Origin of the sequence: Collinsella aerofaciens, assembly GCF_039758965.1 — a bacterium.
Classification (GTDB): Bacteria; Actinomycetota; Coriobacteriia; order Coriobacteriales; family Coriobacteriaceae; genus Collinsella; species Collinsella aerofaciens_BR.
In genome coordinates, this window is the sequence record NZ_JBDMSL010000032.1 from 1 (window position 1) to 20,396 (window position 20,396).

Annotated in this window: 19 protein-coding genes and 4 tRNA genes; all 23 read left to right on the forward strand. The window is 62.2% G+C overall.

Translation table 11 applies throughout. The annotated features are described in order from the left end of the window. The first annotated feature begins 341 nt into the window (after window positions 1-341). The 23 genes from ABHU32_RS09305 (at window position 342) to ABHU32_RS09415 (ending at window position 20,284) form a co-directional block, all read left to right on the forward strand. Window positions 342-1,499 (forward strand): hypothetical protein, encoded by a 1,158-nt coding sequence (locus tag ABHU32_RS09305; RefSeq protein ID WP_346979732.1) that lies wholly within the window; start codon window positions 342-344, stop codon window positions 1,497-1,499. Between the two features lie 489 nt (window positions 1,500-1,988). Continuing rightward, window positions 1,989-2,061: transfer RNA gene (locus tag ABHU32_RS09310), tRNA-Ala, on the forward strand. 198 nt (window positions 2,062-2,259) lie between these two features. Continuing rightward, window positions 2,260-2,335, forward strand: a tRNA-Ile gene (locus ABHU32_RS09315). A 572-nt stretch (window positions 2,336-2,907) separates the two neighbouring features. After that, a tRNA-Ala gene (locus tag ABHU32_RS09320) sits at window positions 2,908-2,980 on the forward strand. A gap of 75 nt (window positions 2,981-3,055) precedes the next feature. Continuing rightward, on the forward strand, window positions 3,056-5,083 hold the full coding sequence (locus ABHU32_RS09325) for an ABC-F family ATP-binding cassette domain-containing protein (protein ID WP_346979733.1): 2,028 nt from the start codon (window positions 3,056-3,058) through the stop codon (window positions 5,081-5,083). Further along, on the forward strand, window positions 5,070-5,366 hold the full coding sequence (locus ABHU32_RS09330) for a hypothetical protein (RefSeq protein ID WP_346979734.1): 297 nt from the start codon (window positions 5,070-5,072) through the stop codon (window positions 5,364-5,366). Before ABHU32_RS09325 ends, ABHU32_RS09330 begins: the two co-directional genes overlap by 14 nt. Before the next feature lie 9 nt (window positions 5,367-5,375). Then, window positions 5,376-6,059 carry a site-2 protease family protein gene (locus ABHU32_RS09335; protein ID WP_346979735.1) on the forward strand — a complete coding sequence of 228 codons (684 nt, stop codon included), beginning with the start codon at window positions 5,376-5,378 and terminating at the stop codon, window positions 6,057-6,059. Between the two features lie 84 nt (window positions 6,060-6,143). Beyond that, complete coding sequence (locus ABHU32_RS09340) at window positions 6,144-6,956, forward strand: segregation and condensation protein A (RefSeq protein WP_152068179.1); 813 nt, start codon at window positions 6,144-6,146, stop codon at window positions 6,954-6,956. 11 nt (window positions 6,957-6,967) lie between these two features. After that, window positions 6,968-7,696, forward strand: coding sequence for an SMC-Scp complex subunit ScpB (gene scpB / locus ABHU32_RS09345; RefSeq protein ID WP_346979736.1), 729 nt, complete (start codon window positions 6,968-6,970; stop codon window positions 7,694-7,696). Then, window positions 7,683-8,645: a pseudouridine synthase gene (locus tag ABHU32_RS09350; protein ID WP_430393435.1), complete on the forward strand. Its 963-nt coding sequence runs from the start codon at window positions 7,683-7,685 to the stop codon at window positions 8,643-8,645. Before scpB ends, ABHU32_RS09350 begins: the two co-directional genes overlap by 14 nt. Before the next feature lie 66 nt (window positions 8,646-8,711). Beyond that, window positions 8,712-9,398, forward strand: coding sequence for a (d)CMP kinase (cmk, locus tag ABHU32_RS09355; RefSeq protein ID WP_346979737.1), 687 nt, complete (start codon window positions 8,712-8,714; stop codon window positions 9,396-9,398). A 3-nt stretch (window positions 9,399-9,401) separates the two neighbouring features. Beyond that, window positions 9,402-10,130, forward strand: coding sequence for a lysophospholipid acyltransferase family protein (locus ABHU32_RS09360; RefSeq protein WP_346979738.1), 729 nt, complete (start codon window positions 9,402-9,404; stop codon window positions 10,128-10,130). 2 nt (window positions 10,131-10,132) lie between these two features. Next, a complete protein-coding gene (locus ABHU32_RS09365) occupies window positions 10,133-11,032 on the forward strand; it encodes a 4-hydroxy-3-methylbut-2-enyl diphosphate reductase (protein WP_346979739.1) in 900 nt (299 codons plus the stop codon). A gap of 2 nt (window positions 11,033-11,034) precedes the next feature. Next, window positions 11,035-12,477, forward strand: coding sequence for a DUF512 domain-containing protein (locus ABHU32_RS09370; RefSeq protein ID WP_346979740.1), 1,443 nt, complete (start codon window positions 11,035-11,037; stop codon window positions 12,475-12,477). A 10-nt stretch (window positions 12,478-12,487) separates the two neighbouring features. Beyond that, window positions 12,488-13,822 carry a ribosome biogenesis GTPase Der gene (gene der, locus ABHU32_RS09375; protein WP_006236029.1) on the forward strand — a complete coding sequence of 445 codons (1,335 nt, stop codon included), beginning with the start codon at window positions 12,488-12,490 and terminating at the stop codon, window positions 13,820-13,822. Then, a complete protein-coding gene (gene plsY, locus ABHU32_RS09380) occupies window positions 13,815-14,498 on the forward strand; it encodes a glycerol-3-phosphate 1-O-acyltransferase PlsY (protein WP_346979741.1) in 684 nt (227 codons plus the stop codon). Before der ends, plsY begins: the two co-directional genes overlap by 8 nt. 9 nt (window positions 14,499-14,507) lie before the next feature. Then, on the forward strand, window positions 14,508-15,515 hold the full coding sequence (locus ABHU32_RS09385) for an NAD(P)H-dependent glycerol-3-phosphate dehydrogenase (RefSeq protein WP_346979742.1): 1,008 nt from the start codon (window positions 14,508-14,510) through the stop codon (window positions 15,513-15,515). An 18-nt stretch (window positions 15,516-15,533) separates the two neighbouring features. Continuing rightward, window positions 15,534-16,205 (forward strand): ribulose-phosphate 3-epimerase, encoded by a 672-nt coding sequence (rpe, locus tag ABHU32_RS09390; RefSeq protein ID WP_346979743.1) that lies wholly within the window; start codon window positions 15,534-15,536, stop codon window positions 16,203-16,205. A gap of 6 nt (window positions 16,206-16,211) precedes the next feature. After that, window positions 16,212-17,390, forward strand: coding sequence for a cysteine desulfurase family protein (locus tag ABHU32_RS09395; RefSeq protein ID WP_217108097.1), 1,179 nt, complete (start codon window positions 16,212-16,214; stop codon window positions 17,388-17,390). After that, the gene (locus tag ABHU32_RS09400) at window positions 17,387-18,196 is read left to right on the forward strand and encodes a Nif3-like dinuclear metal center hexameric protein (protein ID WP_152068190.1); all 810 of its coding nucleotides are present in this window, start codon (window positions 17,387-17,389) and stop codon (window positions 18,194-18,196) included. Before ABHU32_RS09395 ends, ABHU32_RS09400 begins: the two co-directional genes overlap by 4 nt. Beyond that, complete coding sequence (locus tag ABHU32_RS09405) at window positions 18,193-18,912, forward strand: zinc ribbon domain-containing protein (protein ID WP_346979744.1); 720 nt, start codon at window positions 18,193-18,195, stop codon at window positions 18,910-18,912. Before ABHU32_RS09400 ends, ABHU32_RS09405 begins: the two co-directional genes overlap by 4 nt. A gap of 3 nt (window positions 18,913-18,915) precedes the next feature. Beyond that, window positions 18,916-20,127: a bifunctional phosphopantothenoylcysteine decarboxylase/phosphopantothenate--cysteine ligase CoaBC gene (gene coaBC / locus ABHU32_RS09410; protein ID WP_346979745.1), complete on the forward strand. Its 1,212-nt coding sequence runs from the start codon at window positions 18,916-18,918 to the stop codon at window positions 20,125-20,127. An 80-nt stretch (window positions 20,128-20,207) separates the two neighbouring features. After that, window positions 20,208-20,284: transfer RNA gene (locus ABHU32_RS09415), tRNA-Pro, on the forward strand. Window positions 20,285-20,396 lie beyond the last annotated feature (112 nt).

Here is a 20,396-nt window from a genome sequence, read left to right on the forward strand (position 1 = left end):
ATTGTGGCATCCCGAGCCCGCGGAAAGAAGCTGCGCCGCGGGGGAGGCGGCCCAAATGGCTTTCTCATATCGTCTTGCTGACGCCATTGCATGTTTTGTATAAAACGCATGTGTATTTTCATTGAATTCCCCATGTGATCCGCGCGCAAATGTGGAGACAGGGACCACATGCCCAAAGCTCCTTCCAGCGGTTTTCTATCACACGACGGTTTTTCGGCGGAACTCGGCATGCTTTTGTCAGCATTTGGTTTGCTTCCCGTACTTACCCGCATGATGCCCCGGTAGATAATCGGCCATGCCCGCAATCCGCACGGCCTACGGTCGAAACCAGGGGAGGCCACATGGACGAAATCGTCTGCGCAAACACCGCATTCCGCTACTGGCGCTGCCCACCGCAGGTGCATGACCTCTACCCGCGCCTACCCAGCTCAGATGACGGCTGGCGGGCCCTATCCCAAGCCCCTTTCGTAACCGATGTCCTCAAGACCCCGATTATCGCTGTTGCTTCGCCAGGTTGTTGTAATCACCACTCGGGATTGCGCTCCACTATTCGCTGGGAAGGGGCTTCGGATACCGGCACAACAACCAACACTCATTTAGGCTTTAGCGTCACCAATCCGCTTAACACGTTATTTACTATGACACGCTTTGTGTCCCAAATAGATCTCGTACTGGCTATGTACGAACTTTGCGGCTGGTTTTCTGTTTTCGAGCCGACCCCCGCTGTCGAAATGCAGTTAAAAATCGCGTTAAAGGAGAATCGCAATTCCAGCACGCAGGATCTGTTCGAACTTGGAGAAGGCGAAGACGAGATTCCTTGGAAACGAGTTTATGCCCGCACAACCGTAAAGGTCCCAGCAAATGAAGGCCAAACGAACAATCGCGAGGATGGAAGAGAGGTTACGAAACTCAAAGGTACTTCTCTCTGGATGAGAAAGCCGCTCATCGAACTGAGCGACCTGCATCGTTTCGCCGACAAGGTCAAAAGTCAAATGTGGGGAAAGCAGTTCTATGATGCCGCTCAGCAGGTTATCGGCATTGCTGCGTCTCCGCTCGAGGTTGCAGGAATCTTGCTTTTAAACCGTCCGCGGCGTCTTGGCGGCGCGGGCTTCACGAACGTTTATGCCAACGACTTAACCCCTCTTTCCATATCGGCACAAAGCATTGCAGGTCAAAAGGTCTGCTACGGCGATATCGTGATCGTAAACTCAATCCTAATGAAGGCGGTAATTCTCGAGATCCAAGGTGAAGTCATTCATGGCTCAGGTGCAATACTTGACCACGATGCGGAGCGCATGACTGCGTTGCAGAGCATGGGATTCGATGTACTCCTGGTGACTCACGATATGCTCAACGATTCAAAGCAGCTAGACACCATAGTCAGAAGTGTCTGCGACCGTTTAGGGATTCGCTATAAAGCCAAAACTGAAGCAATGAAGTCCGCCGAGACGCGACTGCGAGCAAATGTTTTGTGCAACTGGTTGGAAATCGGAAATTAGCCGGCGACAAGGCGCTAGAACTACCTAGTTTGCCTGTTAGTGAATTAATATCATTTCAAAACTATGCCGGATTACGGGGCTGGACCCGGGCCGGCCGTCCATACCCTGCATTTCACGGAATGCGCAAGTCGTCTACCTGCGGTTTTGTTTCTACCAATTCCGGCATGCTCGGTGGTCCCCGGTCTAGCCCCGTAATCCGGCATGGTTTTGAAATGGCCGACTGGGCGAAAGCACGATCGGCACCAATAAAGGACCTAGCGCCGGCAGGATTGCCGTTGAACGAGTGGCGGCCCGCGCTGCGAAAGCGAAAAACGGCGGAACTCGAGATGTTCTGAGGGCGGCGACGTTGCCGCCGCCCCGCGGGGCAGATCTGGCATCGCGGGCCCCTCGCTCTCGAGTCCGTCCCGCATCCTCGCCCCCGCTGCCGAAAGTTTTTCCAAAATTGTCCTTGCATCGCCGTCCGAGTTCCCGTATAGTACTTTCTCGCACGGGGGCGTAGCTCAGCTGGGAGAGCGCTTGACTGGCAGTCAAGAGGTCAGGGGTTCGATCCCCCTCGTCTCCACCCGAGCATTGAATGAGGCTCCAACGTAAGTTGGGGCCTTTTTTCATATAGGCACACAAGGTCAAAGGCGGCACCATGATCCTCCTGGTCGACAAGATCGTGCGTTGAACGGGCGTCGCGTGCATGGTAGTATTTCACGACGTGGTTCAAAGCGTTGGAGGCTGTTCTGCCACCCCAACTGTAAGTGCCACTTTATAAGGGCTCTTGGCGCAACGGTTAGCGCAGGGGACTCATAATCCCTGGGTTCTGGGTTCGAATCCCGGAGGGCCCACCAGAGAATCAAGAAGCCGGGCAAATAGCCCGGCTTCTTTTTGCTAAAGTTCCCACTCCACATGCCTGCGAAATTGTCTTGATAAACGTTTTCGGTCAAATCCACGCAATAGTTAATGCTGATTGACAAGAACCATTTCAAAACTACGCCGGATTACGGGGCTGGACCCGGACCGGCCGTCCATACCCTGCATTTCGCTGAATGCGCAAGTCGTCTACCTGCGGTTTTGATTTTACCGATTACGGCATGCTCGGGGGTTCCCGGCCTGGCCCCGTAAACCGGCATGGTTTTGAAATCGCCGGGTCGGCGGGAGCGCGATTGGCCCCGATAATGGGCCCGGCGCCGGCGGGATGGTCGTTGGGCGGATGGCGGCCCGTGGGGTGGAAGCGAAAACCGGCGAGCGGCGGAACCCGAGATGCCCTGGGCGCGCCCCGCGGGCCGGATCCGGCATCGCGGGTCCCTTGCCCTCGAGTCCGTGCCGCGCTCTCGTCCCAGCGGCGCCCGCGCCACCGGAAAGTTTTTCCAAAATTGTCCTTGCATCGCCGTCCGAGTTCCCGTATAGTACTTCTTCGCACGGGGGCGTAGCTCAGCTGGGAGAGCGCTTGACTGGCAGTCAAGAGGTCAGGGGTTCGATCCCCCTCGTCTCCACCCGAGCATTGAATGAGGCTCCAACGCAAGTTGGGGCCTTTTTTCATATAGGCACACAAGGTCAAAGGCGGCACCATGATCCTCCTGGTCGACAAGATCGAAAAAAGCTTCGGCGCGCGCGTCCTCTTTAGTGGCGCGTCCTTCCAGATCAACCCCGGCGAGCGTTTTGCGCTCGTGGGACCCAACGGCGCCGGCAAAACCACCATGCTCAAGATCATCATGGGCATCGACAGCCCAGACGCCGGCCAGGTCCAGTACGCCAAGGACTGCCAGGTGGGCTACCTAGAGCAGGAAACCAACCTGGAGCAAAAGGACACCACCATTCTCGCCGAGGTCATGGCCGCCGCCAAGGAAATCCGCCGCATGGGAGAGCGCGCCAACGAGCTGCAGGCTCAGATCACCGAGCTCTCCGAACAGGGCAAAGACGTCGACGCACTCCTCAACGAGTACGGCATGGTCCAGGACCGCTTTGAACACCTGGGCGGCTACGAGCTCGAGAGCAACGCCCGCAAGATCCTGTCCGGCCTGGGATTTAAGGTCACCGACTTTGAGCGCCCGTGCTCCGAGTTCTCGGGCGGCTGGCAGATGCGCATCGCGCTCGCCAAGCTCTTCCTGCGCCACCCCGACCTGCTGCTTCTGGACGAGCCCACCAACCACCTGGATCTCGAAAGCGTCCAGTGGTTGCGCGGCTTTATCGCCAACTACGACGGCGCCGTGCTCATCGTCAGCCACGACCGCGCCTTCATGGACGCCTGCGTCGACCACGTCGCCGCGCTCGAAAACCGTCGCGTGACCACCTACACCGGCAACTACAGCAGCTACCTCAAACAACGCGAGGACAACCTGGAGCAGATGCGCGCCAAGCGCGCCGCCCAGGAGCGCGACATCGCCCACATGCAGGTCTTCGTCGACAAGTTCCGCTATAAGCCCACCAAGGCCGCCCAGGCGCAGGAGCGCATCCGCAAGATCGAGCAGATCAAAAAGGAGCTCGTCATCCTGCCCGAGGGCCACAAGCACATCGACTTTAAGTTCCCTGACCCGCCGCGCTCCGGCGACATGGTCGTGGGGCTCGAGGGCGTCTCCAAGTCCTACGGCGAAAAGCACATCTACAGCGACATCGACCTCAAGCTCTACCGCGGCGAGCACGTGGCACTCGTCGGCCCCAACGGCGCCGGCAAGTCCACGCTCATGAAGATTATCGCCGGACTGGAGCCGCCCACCACCGGAACCCGGGACCTGGGAACCAACGTGGGCGTGGCCTATTACGCCCAGCACGCGCTCGAGGGCATGACCGAGTCCAATACCGTCCTGCAAGAGATCGACACCGTTACGCCCAAGTGGACCGTGCCGCAGCAGCGCAGCCTGCTGGGCGCCTTCCTGTTTAGCGACAACGATTCCATCGAGAAGCAGGTTCGCGTCCTCTCCGGTGGCGAAAAGGCGCGTCTGGCCCTGGCAAAGATGCTCGTGGCCCCCGAGGCACTCCTGTGCCTGGACGAGCCCACCAACCACCTAGACATCGACTCGGTGGACATGCTCGAGAATGCCCTGCAAAGCTTCCCCGGCACCATCGTGCTGATCAGCCACGACGAGCACCTGGTACGTGCCGTGGCCAATCGCGTAATCGACATCCGCGATGGTAACGTCACGGTCTACGACGGCGACTACGACTACTACCTCTACAAGCGCGAGGACCTCGCGGCCCGCGCCGCCGCCGAGGCGGCAGGGGAGAGTGCGCCGGCGGCGGGCAAGCCCGCCTGCGCCGCCCAGGCCAACACCCCCGTCGTAGCACCCAAGCCCGCCGAGGGCAAAAAGACCAAGGAGCAAAAGCGTGCCGAGGCTCAGGCCCGTGCCGCGCTCAACAAAAAGCTCAAGGGCGTGCGCAACCAGCTCAAGAAGATCGAGACGGAGCTCGATAAAAAGCGAGCCCGCTATGACGAGCTTATGGAATTAATGGCAAGCGAAGAGCTTTATGCCGATCAGGACAAGTTCAACGCCGCGCTGGGGGAATATAACGGCCTTAAGCAAGAGCTGCCCAAGCTCGAGGACGAATGGCTGGAGCTTTCCACCCAGATCGAAGAGGAGACCGCACGTGAACTCTCGTAAGGCCGCTGCCGTGGCGATGAGCATCATCGCCATCGCCTGTCGCATCTGCGGCATTTTTATGAGTGCGATGACCGTGCTGTTGTGCTTTAGCGGCCTCACCGCCAAGCTGCAGATCGTGGGCTTTGTCGTTGAGCTTTCGCGCGCGCTGCCGAACGCCATCGCCGGCTACGGCGTCATCACGTCGCCCTTTGGCGGTGTGTTCCGCCTGGATTACGCCATCGTCGCGGTAATCCTCTTTGTGGCCGACTACCTGCTCACGCGCGCCTCGCGCCGCGTCCGCTAGGGGATCGATATGTCCAGCAGCTACCTCATGAACCTGCTCGCTAGCGCCGTCGCCGTCATCGTGGGCATCGTTATCCACGAGAGCGCACACGCCGCGGCGGCCTGGGCGCTCGGCGACAAGACGGCCCGCTCGCGCGGCCGCGTCTCACTCAACCCGCTCAACCATATCGACCCGTTTGGCACCATCATCCTGCCGCTGCTGATGCTTGCCGCCGGCGGTCCCGTATTCGCCTTCGCAAAGCCCGTGCCCGTCTACCTCAACAACCTCAAGCACCCCAAGCGCGACGAGGTCCTGGTGAGCGTGGCCGGCCCCGCGTCGAACATCGCCCTCGCGTGCCTCGCGGCCGCCCTTATGCACGCAACGTACGGCAACCTCTACACCAGCATGTCCTTTGCCGTGGCATCACAGATCATGAACTTCGGCGCCACGTTCATCGTGGCCAACCTGTCGCTTGCGTTCTTCAACCTCATCCCGATTCCGCCGCTCGATGGCTCGTCGATCATCGTGCCGTTCCTCAATGGCAAGGCGCTCAACAACTATTACCGTCTACAACAATACGCCATGCCGATCCTTATCATCGTGCTGTACCTGCTGCCCATGTGGACCGGCATCGACGTGATCGGGCGCTATTTCGACGTTACCGTGTATCCGCTGGCCGAGTGGCTGCTCAACTTCGCAATCGCCGGCATCTAAGGTAAACTTACAGGTCGACCGTGCAAAACGGTCGCAATTTTCACCCAAACCGCGCCGCGAAGGCGCCGTCAAAGGAGGTCGAAGATGTCGTATCGCGTGTCGACGCAGGTCTACAGCGGACCGTTCGACCTGCTGCTGCAGCTGGTAACCCGCCAAAAAGTAGATATCGGCGCCATCTCGATCAGCGAGGTGGCCGAGCAGTACCTTGCCGAGGCCGAGCGCATCGAGGCGCTGGACCTGGACGTGGCGAGCGACTTTTTGCTGGTCGCGGCAACCCTTTTGGACATCAAGGCCGCCTCTCTGGTGCCGCAGGAGGCCCCGCGCAAAGTCGATGACGACGATGACGAGTTCGACGAAGACCTCGAGGAGCTCAGCACGCTCGACGGCGACGCCTTGCGCGAGGTCCTGATCCAGCGCCTGATTGCATACAAGCAGTTTAAGGGCGCGGCGGCGGCCCTCGGTGCCCGCATGCAGGCCGAAAGCCGCATGCACCCGCGTGTGGCCGGTCCCGACCCGGAGTTTTTGGGCCTAATGCCCGACTATCTGGCCGGCATCACCCTGCGCGGCCTCGCCGTCATCTGTGCCGACCTGGACGGCAAGCGCCAGACCTTCCTGCTGGAGGCCGAGCACGTGGCGCCGCATCGCGTGCCGCTCGACCTGACGGTGGCCTCGGTCGACCGCTTTACCATGGCGCACCAAACCTGCACCTTCCGCGAGCTACTGGACGGCGATGCCACCACCGAGCAGCTCGTCGTCACCTTCCTAGCTATGCTTGAGCTCGCCAAGCGCGGCTCGCTCACGCTGAGCCAGGACGAGATCTTTGGAACCATCCGCATCAACCGCGTCGAGGGCGCCGAGGCCTATGTGCCCGGCGAGGGCCCCGAGCTCACCGAATAGGAGCCGCAACCATGTCAACCCTTTCCACGCTGGAGGCAAACAGCCTCAAAGGCGCCCTCGAGGCGCTGCTGCTGGTGTCGAGCGACCCGGTGAGTGCGCCCGCGCTGGCCGGCGCACTGGATATCGCCCCCGGCGAGTGTGCATCGCTGCTCGCTGAGCTCAAGGTTGAGTACGAGGAGACCAACCGTGGCTTTCAGCTGCGCGAGGTCGCCGGCGGCTGGCGCCTGTTTACGCACCCCGCCTACCACGACGTGGTCGAGGCCTATGTGTTGAGCTGGGACACGCAAAAGCTGTCGCAGGCGGCGCTCGAAACCCTGGCCGTTATCGCCTACCACCAGCCCGTGACGCGCGAGGTGGTCAAGGGCATCCGCGGCGTCAACTCCGACGGCGTCATCGCGTCGCTCGTCGACAAGGGCCTGGTGCGCGAGCTCGGCCGCGACCCCCAGCGCGGTCAAGCCATCATCTACGGCACGACCAACGCCTTCTTGGAAAAGTTCGGCCTGCGCTCCACCCGCGACCTGCCCGATCTGGAGCAGTTTGCCCCCGACGAGCAGTCGCGCCAGTTTATCCGCGAGCGTCTGAGCGGCCACAGCATTCAGTCCACGCTCGAGGAGCAGGCCGAAGATCTGGACGAAGAGCGCGAACTGCTCGATACCGATGTTGAAGATGTTGAGGCAGTCGAGGACTTTGAGGCCCTGGTCGTCGACGAGACCTCGGAGGATTTGCATGACGAGGACTAACGAAGTAGGGGAGACGCGCGCCATGGGCAACGCAGTACCCGTAACCGACGCCCAGCCCGTCTACCCGCACACCATGCGGCTGCAGCGCTTTTTGGCGCGCGCGGGCGTTGCGAGCCGCCGCGGGTCGGAGGACCTGATGACCGCCGGACGCGTGACCGTCAACGGTCAGGTCGCGACCGAGCTGGGCACCAAGGTCGACGTCGACCGCGACCATATCGAGGTCGACGGCATGCCCGTCAAGCTCAACCAGGGCGCCGTGTACTTGATGCTCTACAAGCCGACCGGCTACCTCACCACCATGAGCGACCCGCAGGAGCGCCCCTGCGTGGCCGACCTGGTCCCCCGCGACCGCTTTCCGGGACTGTTCCCGGTGGGCCGCCTGGACCGTGACACCACGGGCCTTTTGCTCTTTACCACCGACGGCGACCTGTCACAGGACCTGCTGCACCCCAGCAAGCATGTCTATAAGACCTACCAGGCACTCGTGGACGGCAGTCTTTCCGACCGCGATCTAGAACCGCTCCGCCGTGGCATCGAGCTCGATGACGGCCTGTGCCAGCCGGCAATCTGCCGCGTCATCACCGCACGCGAGGCCGAGGCCGTAGCTCCCCAGGGCGTCAAGCCTGGTACCACCGCCGTGGAGGTCATCATCCGCGAGGGTCGCAAGAATCAAGTTAAGCGCATGTTGAGCAAGATTCACCATCCGGTAATCCGTCTGCATCGCTGCAACTTTGCCGGCCTGAAGCTCAAGGATGTGGCCAAGGGCTCGTGGCGCGAGCTCACCGACCGCGAGGTGCAGATCCTCAAAAGCGGTGGTATCCCGCCCAAGCAGGCCAGCGCCATACGCGGCGGCAAGCCCCAAGACACGCCCGCCAGCCGCACGCGTCATCACGGCAGCCACGGCTCCGCACCCAAGCGCAACACCTACCGCGAGCGCTACACGGGCTAGGCAACCCACCGCGCCCCAACGCCCGCGAACCACACCAGCACGTCAATCATCGAAAGGAAGCATTGCATGATCGTCGCCATCGACGGCCCCGCCGGTTCCGGCAAGTCCACCATCGCCAAGGAGATCGCCCGCCAGCTGGGCTTTAACAAGCTCGACACGGGCGCCATGTATCGCGCCGTCACCTTCGCCGCGCTCGACCGCGGCATCGATCTGGACGACGAGGCGGCAATCGACGCCCTTGCCGAGCAGATCGAAATTCGCTTTACCAACGGCACCGGCGAGGATACGCGCCTGACCATTGACGGCCAGGACGCTTCGGCCGCCATCCGCACCCCACAGGTGGACGCCAACGTCTCCAAGGTCTCGGCCTATCCGGGCGTACGCGCCGCCATGCTCATCCATCAGCGCCGCGCCGCCGAGGACCTCGATATCGTGGCCGAGGGTCGCGACATCGGCACCGTCGTGTTCCCTAACGCACAAGTCAAGGTCTTCCTGACCGCCGACCCGCGCGAGCGCGCCCGCCGCCGCGTGCTGCAGCGTCACCAAAACGACGCCCAGCCGCTCACGTCCGAGCAGCTCGAGGCCGAGGTCGACGAGACCCTCGACGCCCTTAAGCAGCGCGACAAGCTCGACAGCAGCCGCGAGGTCGCCCCACTCGTGCCCGCCGAGGACGCCGTGCACGTTGACTCCACCGCCCACACCATCGATGAGGTCGTCTCGATAATCGAGGACCTCATCAACCAAAGGAGGTAGCCCATGCGCCTGTTTAAGCAGACGCCCGAGGACTATTACAACGCCCCATATGCCGAGTTTCCCGCGCTCATCCGCGGCACCGTCTTCGTGGTCATGGCAATCCTTTGGGCTTTCTCCAAGCTCATGTGGCGCTGGAAGGTCGAGGACGCCGATCTGCTGTTTGAGCGCCAGGAAGGCCGCGGCAGCGTGGTCATCTGCAACCACACCTCGATGGCCGAGCTCTTGGCCGTGGAGACGGCGCTGTTCTTTGGGGGCCGCCGCATTCGTCCCATCTTTAAGTCCGAGTTCGCCAAGAGCAAGATTGTGCGCTGGGCCTTTAGCCGCGTAGGCGGCATCCCCGTGGAGCGTGGTACTGCCGATATGAAGTGCCTGCGCGCCGCCCAGCATGCGCTGCAGCGCGGCGAGGACGTTCTGATCTTCCCCGAGGGCACGCGCATCCGCTCGCGCGAGATCAAGCCCGAGGTCCACGGCGGTTTTGCGCTCATCGCTCAGATGGGCAAGGCGCCCGTTAACCCGCTCGCCATCTGCGGCTGGTCCGACATCACGCCCGCGGGCAAAAAGCTCATGCGTCCCAAGAAGTGCTGGATCCGCGCCGGCAAGGCCGTCTCGCTTTCCGACGCACCGGCTGGGCTTAAGCGCACGGAGCGCCTGGAATGGTTTGAGTCCGAGGCCATGAACCGCGTCTACGCCATGCGAGACGAGCTGTGCGCCGAGCATCCGGGCAGGTTCTAGCCATGAGCGAGAACGTGACGAACACCACCGCGACTGTGTCCGGCCAGGCAACCGCGCCTACCATCGAGATCGCCGCCCACGCCGGCACTTGCTACGGCGTACAGCGTGCGCTCGATATGGCGCTGGCCGCTGCGCCGCAGGCAGAGGAGTGCACTCAAGTTCACACCTTGGGGCCGCTCATCCATAACCCCATCGTGGTGCGCGAGCTTGCTGAGGCAGGCGTCGGTCTGGCCGACACCTTGGACGACGCCGCAACCGGCACCGTGATCATCCGCGCCCACGGCGTGGTGCCGCAGGTAATCGATGCTGCCCGCAAGCGCGACCTTACCGTGGTCGACGCCACCTGCCCCTACGTGAAGAAGGTCCATGTGGCAGCCGAGCGCCTGGTGCGCGAGGGCTACCGCGTGATCGTCGTGGGCGAGCCAGGCCACCCCGAGGTCGAGGGCATTCTGGGTCACGCCGGCAATGATGCGCAGGTCGTGAGCTGTGCCGCCGATGCCAACGCTTTGCCGCTCAAGGGCAAGGTGGGCTTGGTTGTGCAGACCACCCAGACCGCGCAGAACCTCGCCGAGGTCGTGGCTGCCATCACCCCACGCGTACAGGAGCTGCGCGTGATCAACACCATCTGCGCCGCCACGAGCGAGCGCCAGCAGGCAGCCGCATCACTTGCCAAACGCTGTGATTGCATGGTCGTCGTGGGCGGCAAGAACTCGGGCAACACCCGTCGCCTGACACAGATTTGCGCGGACGCCTGCGAGCGCACGTATCACATCGAGGAAGCTTCCGAGCTCCAGGCCGCGTGGTTTACCGACGCTCACCACATCGGTATCACCGCCGGAGCCTCCACCCCGCAAGAACACATCGAGCGCGCCGTCGCGCGCATCAAGGAGCTTTGCCGCTAATCATGGACCAGACCGTACCCGCATACGCCGCCGAGGTGGCCGATTACGGGCGCAGCCGCGACCCCGAGCCGGGTGAGGGCGCGCTCGTTAAGAACGTGCGTCCCGAGTCGCCCGCATGGGATGTGGGTATCGAGCCGGGCATGCGCGTGCTTACGGTCAACGGCGAGCAGCTGACTGATATGATCGTGTGGCTCTGGGAGGCCGACGACGACACCGTCGAGTTGGAGGTATTCGATCCGCGCGACGGCACCGTCACCCCTGTAGAGCTCGACCGCTTTCCCGGCGAGGACTGGGGCCTGGACTTCGATGGCCCCATCTTTGATGGCATGCGTACCTGCGTCAACGCCTGCGTGTTCTGCTTTATGACGATGCTCCCCAAGGGCGGCCGCTCAACGCTCTATATTCGCGATGACGACTACCGCCTGAGCTTTTTGCAGGGCAACTTTGTCACGCTCACGAACCTCACCGACGAGGACGTGCAAAACGTCATCCAACGCAACATGAGCCCTATGAACGTGTCGGTCCATGCCGTGAGCCCCGACGTCCGCCGTCGTATGATGGGCCGCAACGCCCAGCGCGGCATGGACGTACTCGAGGCCATCATGGCCGCCGGCATCGAGATTCACGCGCAGATCGTGTTGTGCCCCGGCATGAACGACGGCGAGGAGCTGGAAAAGACCCTGCGCTACTGCGAGGAACATGAGCAGATCACCAGCCTGGGCATTGTGCCGCTTGGTTTTACCAAGCATCAGAACCGCTTTAGCTGGTCATACAGCGACAAGCCCGAACTGGCGCGCGAGACCATTGCCATGATCCGTCCCTACCAGGACCGCGCCTTCGAGCGTTTTGGCCGCCACACCTTCCAGATGAGCGACGAGTTCTACCTGGACGCCGGCATCGATCCGCCCGAGGCGGACTTTTACGACGGCTATCCGCAGTACTACGACGGCATCGGCATGATCCGCTCGTATCTGGACGAGACCGACGACGTGCTTGCCTCCGACGTCGAGCGTCTGGCCCGCGTCCGCGCTGGCATCGCCGAGCGCAACCAGCACCTGCTGTGCCTCTCGGGCGCCAGCGCACGCGACACCGTGGCACGTTTCGTGGAATCGCCGCAGGGGCTCGCCGGCACCGTCACGGCCATCAAGAATCGCTACTTTGGCGGCAACGTGGACGTGACCGGCCTCATCGTCGCCTGCGACATTCTGGAACAGCTGCCGCAGGACCTCTCGGGGGTTATGCTCTTTGTGCCTAAGCTCATGTTCAACGCTGACGGCATGACGCTTGACGAGTATCATCGTGACGATTTACTCGCAAGCCTTACTAGTCGCGGCGCCGAGGTTCATGTGGTGTCGACCATGCCGCATGAGCTGCTCGATACCCTGGAGCACATCCTTGGCATTGTGCCTGCCGACTCTAACACTTCCACTGACCCTACCCATTAAAGGAGTGCAGATGAAACCTATCGTCGCCGTCGTCGGACGCCCCAACGTGGGCAAGTCCACGCTCGTTAACCGCCTGGCCCAGACCTCGGACGCCATCGTCCATGAGTCCCGCGGCGTCACGCGCGACCGCTCGTACCACACGGCCGATTGGAACGGCCGCGAGTTCACCATCGTCGACACGGGCGGCATCGAACCGCTCAAGAGCGATGACGTCTTCGCCACGTCCATTCGCGACCAGGCCCTCGCCGCCGCCGAGGAAGCCGCCGTCATCCTGTTTGTGGTCGACGGCCGCACCGGCGTCACCGAGGAGGACGAGTCGGTCGCCCGCATGCTCAAGCGCTGCGACAAGCCGGTCTTTCTGCTGGTGAACAAGCTCGACAACCCCGATCGCGAGAACGACAGCATCTGGGAGTTCTATTCGCTCGGCATCGGTGAGCCCACGCCGCTCTCGGCCCTGCATGGTCATGGCACGGGCGACCTGCTCGACGATATCGTGGCCCTGCTTCCGGAGGAAGAGGACGAGGTCGCCGATGAGTTCCCCGACGCGCTGAACGTCGCCATCATCGGCCGCCCCAACGCCGGTAAGTCCTCGCTGTTCAACCGCATCCTGGGCGCCGACCGTTCCATCGTGTCCAACATTGCCGGCACCACGCGCGACGCCATCGACACCGTCGTGGAGCGCAACGGCAAGCACTACCGCATGGTCGACACCGCGGGCATTCGTAAGAAGAGCACCGTGTACGAAAACATCGAGTACTACTCGATGGTCCGCGGCCTACGCGCCATCGACCGCGCCGACGTGGCGCTGCTCGTCGTCGACGCCTCCGTGGGCGTTACTGAGCAGGACCAGAAGGTCATGGGTCTTGCCATCGAGCGCGGCTGCGCCATCGTTGTGCTGCTCAACAAATGGGATCTGCTCGACGACGACCGTAAGCGCGAGGCCTGCATGGAGACCATCGACCGCCGTCTGGGCGTCATGGCTCCCTGGGCCCAGTACCTGCGCATCTCTGCCCTGACCGGCCGCAGCGTCGAGAAGATCTGGGCAATGGTAGACGCCGCCGAAAAGACGCGCTCGCAGAAGATCAGCACCTCGCGCCTCAACACGTTCCTCACCGACCTGCGCGAGTTCGGTCATACCGTGGTGGACGGCAAGCGCCGCCTGCGCATGCACTACGTGACCCAGACGGGCGTCAACCCGCCGACGTTCACGTTCTTCGTCAACCATAGCGACCTGGTCAACGACACCTACCAGCGCTACGTGGAGAACCGCATGCGCTCGACCTTCGACTTTGCCGGCACGCCCATTCGACTCTTCTTTAGGAAGAAGGAGCAAAAGGATGCATAATCCGATTCTGCTGACCGCCATCTGCGCCGTGGTCTCGTTCTTTATCGGGGCGATTCCGTTTGGCCTGATCTTGGGCCGCGTGTTCAACCACACCGACATTCGCAAGGCGGGCTCCGGCAACATCGGCACCACCAACGCCCTGCGCGTGGCCGGCCCCAAGGTGGCCGCGCTCACGCTGCTGCTCGACTGCCTTAAGGGCGCCATCTGCGTTGTCATCGCCCGTCCGCTCATCGCGAGCGTGGGCTATGGGTTTCCGCCGAACATTATGGCGCCCGGAGCCCCCGGCGACTGGATGCTCGGTGTCATCTGCCTGGCAGCGGTGTGGGGCCACATCTTCTCGCCCTATCTCAACTTCCATGGCGGTAAGGGTATCGCCGTGGGTCTGGGCGTTATCCTCGCCTGGTACTGGCCCATCGGACTTTCGCTGCTAGGCATGTTTATCGTAGCCGTCGCCATTACCAAATTTGTGTCGGTGGGCTCGCTTGCCGCCGCCATCGGCCTACCCATCGCCGCCTGTGCGGTCTTTCCGTACAGCAGCCTAGGCCTTAAGTTTTGCATGGCGATGATCGGTATCACCGTGGTGTGGGCCCATCGCGCGAACATCAAAAAGCTCATGACCGGTAAAGAGTCCAAGCTCTCGTTTACCAAGCGCGTCACCGAGCCCGACGATAAGTAGGAGAGAGTCATGAATGTTGCGCTGATTGGCTCAGGCTCCTGGGGAACCGCCGTCGCCGGCCTAGCTGCCGCGCGAGCCGAGCGCGTGACCATGTGGGCCCACAGCGAGCAGTCGGCCGCCGGCATCAATGGCGAGCACCGTAATCCTCGCTACCTAGTGGACTATGAACTGCCGACCAACGTTGTTGCCACGACGGATCTGACCCAGGCGCTCGACGGCGCCGAGGCCATCATCTTTGCCGTTCCTTCGACGCACCTTCACAGCGTGTGCCACCAGGCCGCGCCCTTTATCGCCGCCGATACCCCGGTGCTCTGCCTCACCAAGGGCATTGAGCCCGAGTCCGGCCTGCTCATGAGCGAGGTCATCGCCAGCGAGATCGGCAACGAGACGCGCGTAGCGGCGCTCTCAGGCCCCAACCATGCCGAGGAGATCTGCCGCGGAGGTCTTTCTGCCGCCGTCATCGCCAGCGAAGATCCACAGATAGGGGAGACCTTTAAGGACCTACTCCTGTCCACGGCCTTCCGCATCTACCTGTCGCAGGACATGACCGGTGTCGAGGTTTGCGGCGCTATGAAAAACGTCATCGCCATCGTGTGCGGCATTTCCGCCGGTTCTGGTGCGGGCGACAACACGCTCGCCCTCATCATGACGCGAGGCCTGGCCGAGATCAGCCGTCTGGTGCACGCCCGCGGCGGTCAAGCTATGACCTGCATGGGACTTGCCGGCATGGGCGACCTCATTGCCACCTGCACCTCGGAGCATTCGCGCAACCGCACCTTTGGCTACGAGTTTGCCCACGGCGTGTCGCTCGACGAGTACCAGACGCGCACGCATATGGTTGTCGAGGGCGCAGTCGCGGCTCGCAGCGTCAGCGAGCTTGCCCGTTCACTGGGCGTAGACATTCCGCTCACCTTTGCCGTGGAGCAAACGCTCTACAACGGTGTTACTTTGGATAGGGCGCTCGAGATTCTCACCGACCGCGTCCCCTCTCAAGAGTTCTACGGACTCACCGACTAGCGCAGAAAGGCTACTACCATGGGTTCCATTAAAATCGCTCCGTCCGTCCTCTCGGCCGATATGGCCAACCTCAAGGGCGAACTCGACAAGATCGCCGGTGCCGACTACGTGCACTTCGACGTCATGGACGGCCACTTTACCGGCAACCTGACCTTTGGCGTTGACATCCTTAAGGCCGTCAAGCGCTCCACTGATATACCGGTCGACGCGCACCTGATGGTGTCGAACCCCGACGAGACGGTCGATTGGTACGCCGACGCCGGTGCCGACATGATCACCGTGCACTACGAGGCTTCCACGCACCTGCACCGTACGCTCACGCATCTGCAGCAGCGCGGCGTCAAGGCCGGCGTGGTGCTCAACCCCGCCACCCCCGTGTGCGTGCTCGAGAGCATTATCGACGTTGTCGACATGGTGCTGCTCATGAGCGTGAACCCGGGCTTTGGCGGCCAGAGCTTTATCCCCGGTACCATCGCTAAACTCCACGAGCTCAAGGCCATGTGCAAGCGTCACGGCGTTTCGCCCCTCATCGAGGTCGACGGTGGCATTTCTTCCAAGAACATTGCCGAGGTCGTCAAGGCCGGCGCAAATGTCCTGGTGGCCGGCTCCGCCGTATTTAAGTCCGAAGATCCCGCTGCCGAGGTTGCGCTGCTGCAGAAGCTGGGCAACGAGGCCGCACAGGAGGCATAAACCCTTATGACCGCAGGTCAAAACCGCATACCCGTGAATCTTGACTACGCCGCCTCGACGCCTATGCGCGCCGAGGCGCTCCTTGCGCAGCGCGAATATGACGACAGCGAGCTTGCCGGCGTCAACCCCAACTCGCTGCACTCGCTCGGCCGCAAGGCCGCCGCGCGCCTGGAGGTTGCCCGTCGCGAGATCGCCCATAGCTTTGGCGCACGCGTCCGCCCGTCCGAGATTGTTCTGACCAACGGCGGCACCGAAGCCAACCAGCTGGCGCTGCTCGGTCTTGCCGAGGGCGCTCGTCAGCGCGATCGCAAGCGCGATCGTGTAATCGTTTCGGCCATCGAGCACGATTCGATTCTGGACAACCTGCCGCTGCTGCGTGCCGCCGGCTTTACCGTCGACCTGGTGCAGCCCTGCCGCGCGGGCTACATTGAGCCTGCCACGCTGAGCGACTTGCTGAGCGACGACGTGTCGCTCGTGAGCATTATGGTCGCCAACAACGAGACCGGCGTGGTGCAGCCCATCCGCGAGCTTGCCTCGGCCGCTCATACCGTGGGCGCAGTGTTCCACACCGATGCTATCCAGGGCTATCTGCACATTCCACTCGATGTCACCGAGCTGGGCGTCGATGCTATGTCCGTCGCGGCCCACAAAATTGGCGGTCCTGTGGCATCCGGCGCGCTCTACGTTAAGACCCGCACGCCACTGCGCCCCCGCATCTTTGGCGGCGGACAGGAAGCCGGACGTCGCGCCGGCACGCAGGACCTGCGCACGCAGCTAGCCTTTGCCGCTGCTGCCCGCACGCTGGTGCCCCAAGTGGCTCAGGAGCGCGAAAAGCTGCAAGCCCTTTCCGACAAACTCTACGCCACGCTTACGGCCCATCCACGCATTCATGCCACCATGGGCGACTACGAGCAGGTCGACCGTCTGCCGGGTATGGTTTCGATCTACGTCGACGGCATGGACTCCGAGGAGCTCATCGTCAAGCTCGACGCCGCCGGCTTTGAGGTTTCGGCCGGCTCTGCCTGCTCGAGCGGCAGCATGGACCCGAGCCACGTTTTGAGCGCGATGGGCATCGGTCGCGAGCAGGCATTGGGAGCACTGCGCATTTCCTTTGATGACCGCGTGAATCCGAGCGATCTGGACGAGTTCGCCCGGACGCTGCTCTCGATCGTGGGTGCCGCATGATCGTCGCCGAGCTTGAGCGCGCGCTGCTGGCACGCTATCCCAAGGCGGACGCCGAGGGCTGGGATCACGTAGGACTCTCCGTTGGCGATCCGGCCGCGGAGATCACCGGCGTTGCCTGCGCACTCGATGCGACCGTGGCTAACGTTCGCCGCGCCCAAGAAGCCGGCGCCAACGTGCTGCTGACGCATCATCCCATATACATCAAGGCACCCGAGGCCTTTTGTCCGGCGGATGCCACACGACCCCAGTGCAGCGCGGCCCTCTACGAGGCTGCCCGCTGCGGCGTGAGCATTATTTCGCTCCACACCAATCTGGACCGCTCGCACGAGGCGCGTGCCTGCCTAAGTGAGCTGCTGGACGCCGTGCCCGTGAGCTCGCTGGAGCACGTAGACGACCCCGAGTCGACCGGCCTTGGCGCGCTTGCGACGCTCAACGACCCGTGCACGCTGCGCGATCTTGCCGCCCGTGCTGCCACGGCCTTCGGAAGCGACCCGCGTGTATGGGGCGATGCCGAGCGCTCGTGCCGCACCGTCGCCATTCTGGGCGGCTCCCTCGGTGACTTTGGAGAGCTCGCCATCGCCGCGGGCGCGGACGTTGTCGTGACGGGCGAGGCGGGCTACCACGTTGCGCAAGACCTTGCCTTGCGTGGGCTACCGGTGATCTTGCTCGGCCACGACCGCTCTGAGGAGCCGTTCGTTGATATATTGATGAACTCTGCAGTTGACGCCGGGGTCGACCCCCGTCATGCGATTAAAATACTGAACCCTTGCCAATGGTGGACTGTGACAAAAGGAGAGAACTTATGAGCGCCGGCGCTACGCTACTCAAGCTGCAACAGATCGATTTGGAGCTCGCCCGCAACAAGAGCGAACTTGCCAATATGCCGGAGCTCAAGGAGCTCGCTTCCAAGCGCAAGACCTATGTGAAGCTCAAGTCCGAGATGACCAAGCTCTACGCCCAGCGCAAGGATCTGGACATTGAGCTCGACGATCTCAACACCACCGAGATTCAGACCAACAACGCCATCGAGGCTGCCAAGAAGCGCCATGTCGACGGCTCCGACTACCGCGAGGTTCAGGACCTGGAGTATGAACTCGCCACCCTGGCCAAGCGTCTGGACAAGATTGAGCACACCCGCAAGGACGTCGTTGTCGCCCATAAGGAGGCGCTCGAGCGCGAGGCCCGCGCGCAGGCAATCATCGCCAAGTTCGAGGAGGGCGTGAAGGCCGATACCAAGGCCGCCCGCGCCAAGGCTGCCGACCTTCAGGTTCAGATTGACGCCGCCACTAAAGAGCGCACCGCGCTTGCTGCCACGCTGCCGGCCGACGTGCTCACCGACTACGAGCGTCTGCTCAAGCAGTTCCGCGGCCTGGCCGTCGAGACCATCCAGGGCAACATCCCCACGGTCTGTCACACCGCGCTGCAGGCATCGTCCATGAGCGACCTGAACCACGACGGTAGCGAGATTACGCACTGCCCGTACTGCCACCGCCTCCTGGTGCTCCCGAGCAAGGAAGCTTAAACGATGGCGGCACCCAACAATTCAATGCAACTTGAGGGAAATACGATCCTGCTGGGCATTACCGGCGGGATCGCCGCCTATAAGTCGTGCAATATCGTGCGCCTGCTGCAAAAGCGCGGCGCGCGCGTCAAGGTCGTTATGAGCGAGCATGCCACCGAGTTTGTGGGGCCGCTTACCTTCCGCGCACTCACCAATGAGCCCGTTGCCGTGGGCCTATTCGACGATCCCTCCGACCCCATCCACCACATTTCGCTGGCGCAGGAGCCCGATCTGGTGGTCGTGGCGCCCGCGACGGCCAATATCATCGCCAAGATGGCCAACGGCGTCGCCGATGACCTCATCTCCACCACGCTGCTTGCGACGCCGCGACCCATCGTGATCGCACCCGCTATGAACAACGGCATGTGGAAGGCGCCGGCGACGCAGGCCAACATGGCCACGCTGCGCGAGCGCGGTGTCCATGTGGTGGGTCCGGGCAGCGGCTACCTTGCCTGCGGCGACGTGGACACGGGACGCATGAGCGAGCCCGAGGACATCGTAGAGGCTGTCTGTGAGGTGCTCAACCCCGCGCCACAGGACCTGGCGGGTAAGCGCATCGTAATTACCGCCGGTCCCACGCACGAGCCGATCGACCCCGTGCGATTCATTGGCAACCGCTCTTCGGGCAAGATGGGCATCGCCCTGGCGGGGGAGGCCGCACGCCGCGGCGCTGCGGTCACGCTCGTGTTGGGACCGACATCGCTCGATGTTCCCCGCGGCGTGGAGTGCATGCGCGTGCAAACCGCCGCAGAGATGCTCCAGGCGGCACTGAGCGCCTTCCAGACGGCCGATGCGGCAATTTGTGCGGCTGCCGTCGCCGACTACACACCCGCCGACCCTGCCGACCATAAGCTCAAAAAGTCCAACGAACGCTTGGATCGCATCGAGCTTGTCGAAACGGTCGATATTTTGGCCGAGCTCTCGCGCCAGAAGGGCGAGCGATGCGTGATCGGCTTTGCGGCCGAGACCGATAACGTTGTCGAGTACGCTGAGCGCAAATTGGCCCGCAAGGGTTGCGATGCAATTATCGCCAACGATGTCTCGCGCGCCGATTCGGGCTTTGGAACCGATACCAACAAGGCCTGGATTGTGAGCACAACGGGTACGCAAGAACTTCCCGTGCTAACAAAACCCCAGCTCGCAAATACAATTTTGGACTTGCTTCAAAATTTATAAAAAAGTTCTTGCACAAGTCTAAAGTTTCGGGTTAATATACTCCCTGTTGCGAGCGAGAGCAGAGCAACAAACAAAAGCTTCGGGACGTGGCGCAGCTTGGTAGCGCACTTGACTGGGGGTCAAGGGGTCGCTGGTTCGAATCCAGTCGTCCCGACCAGAAGTTTGCAGGTCAGGCACTAGGTGCCTGACCTTTTTAATATGAGAAAGCCATTGTCAATAGGCGTGTTTGTTCGAGCCCGGTTTTAAACCGGGCTTTTTCGTTTCCCGTC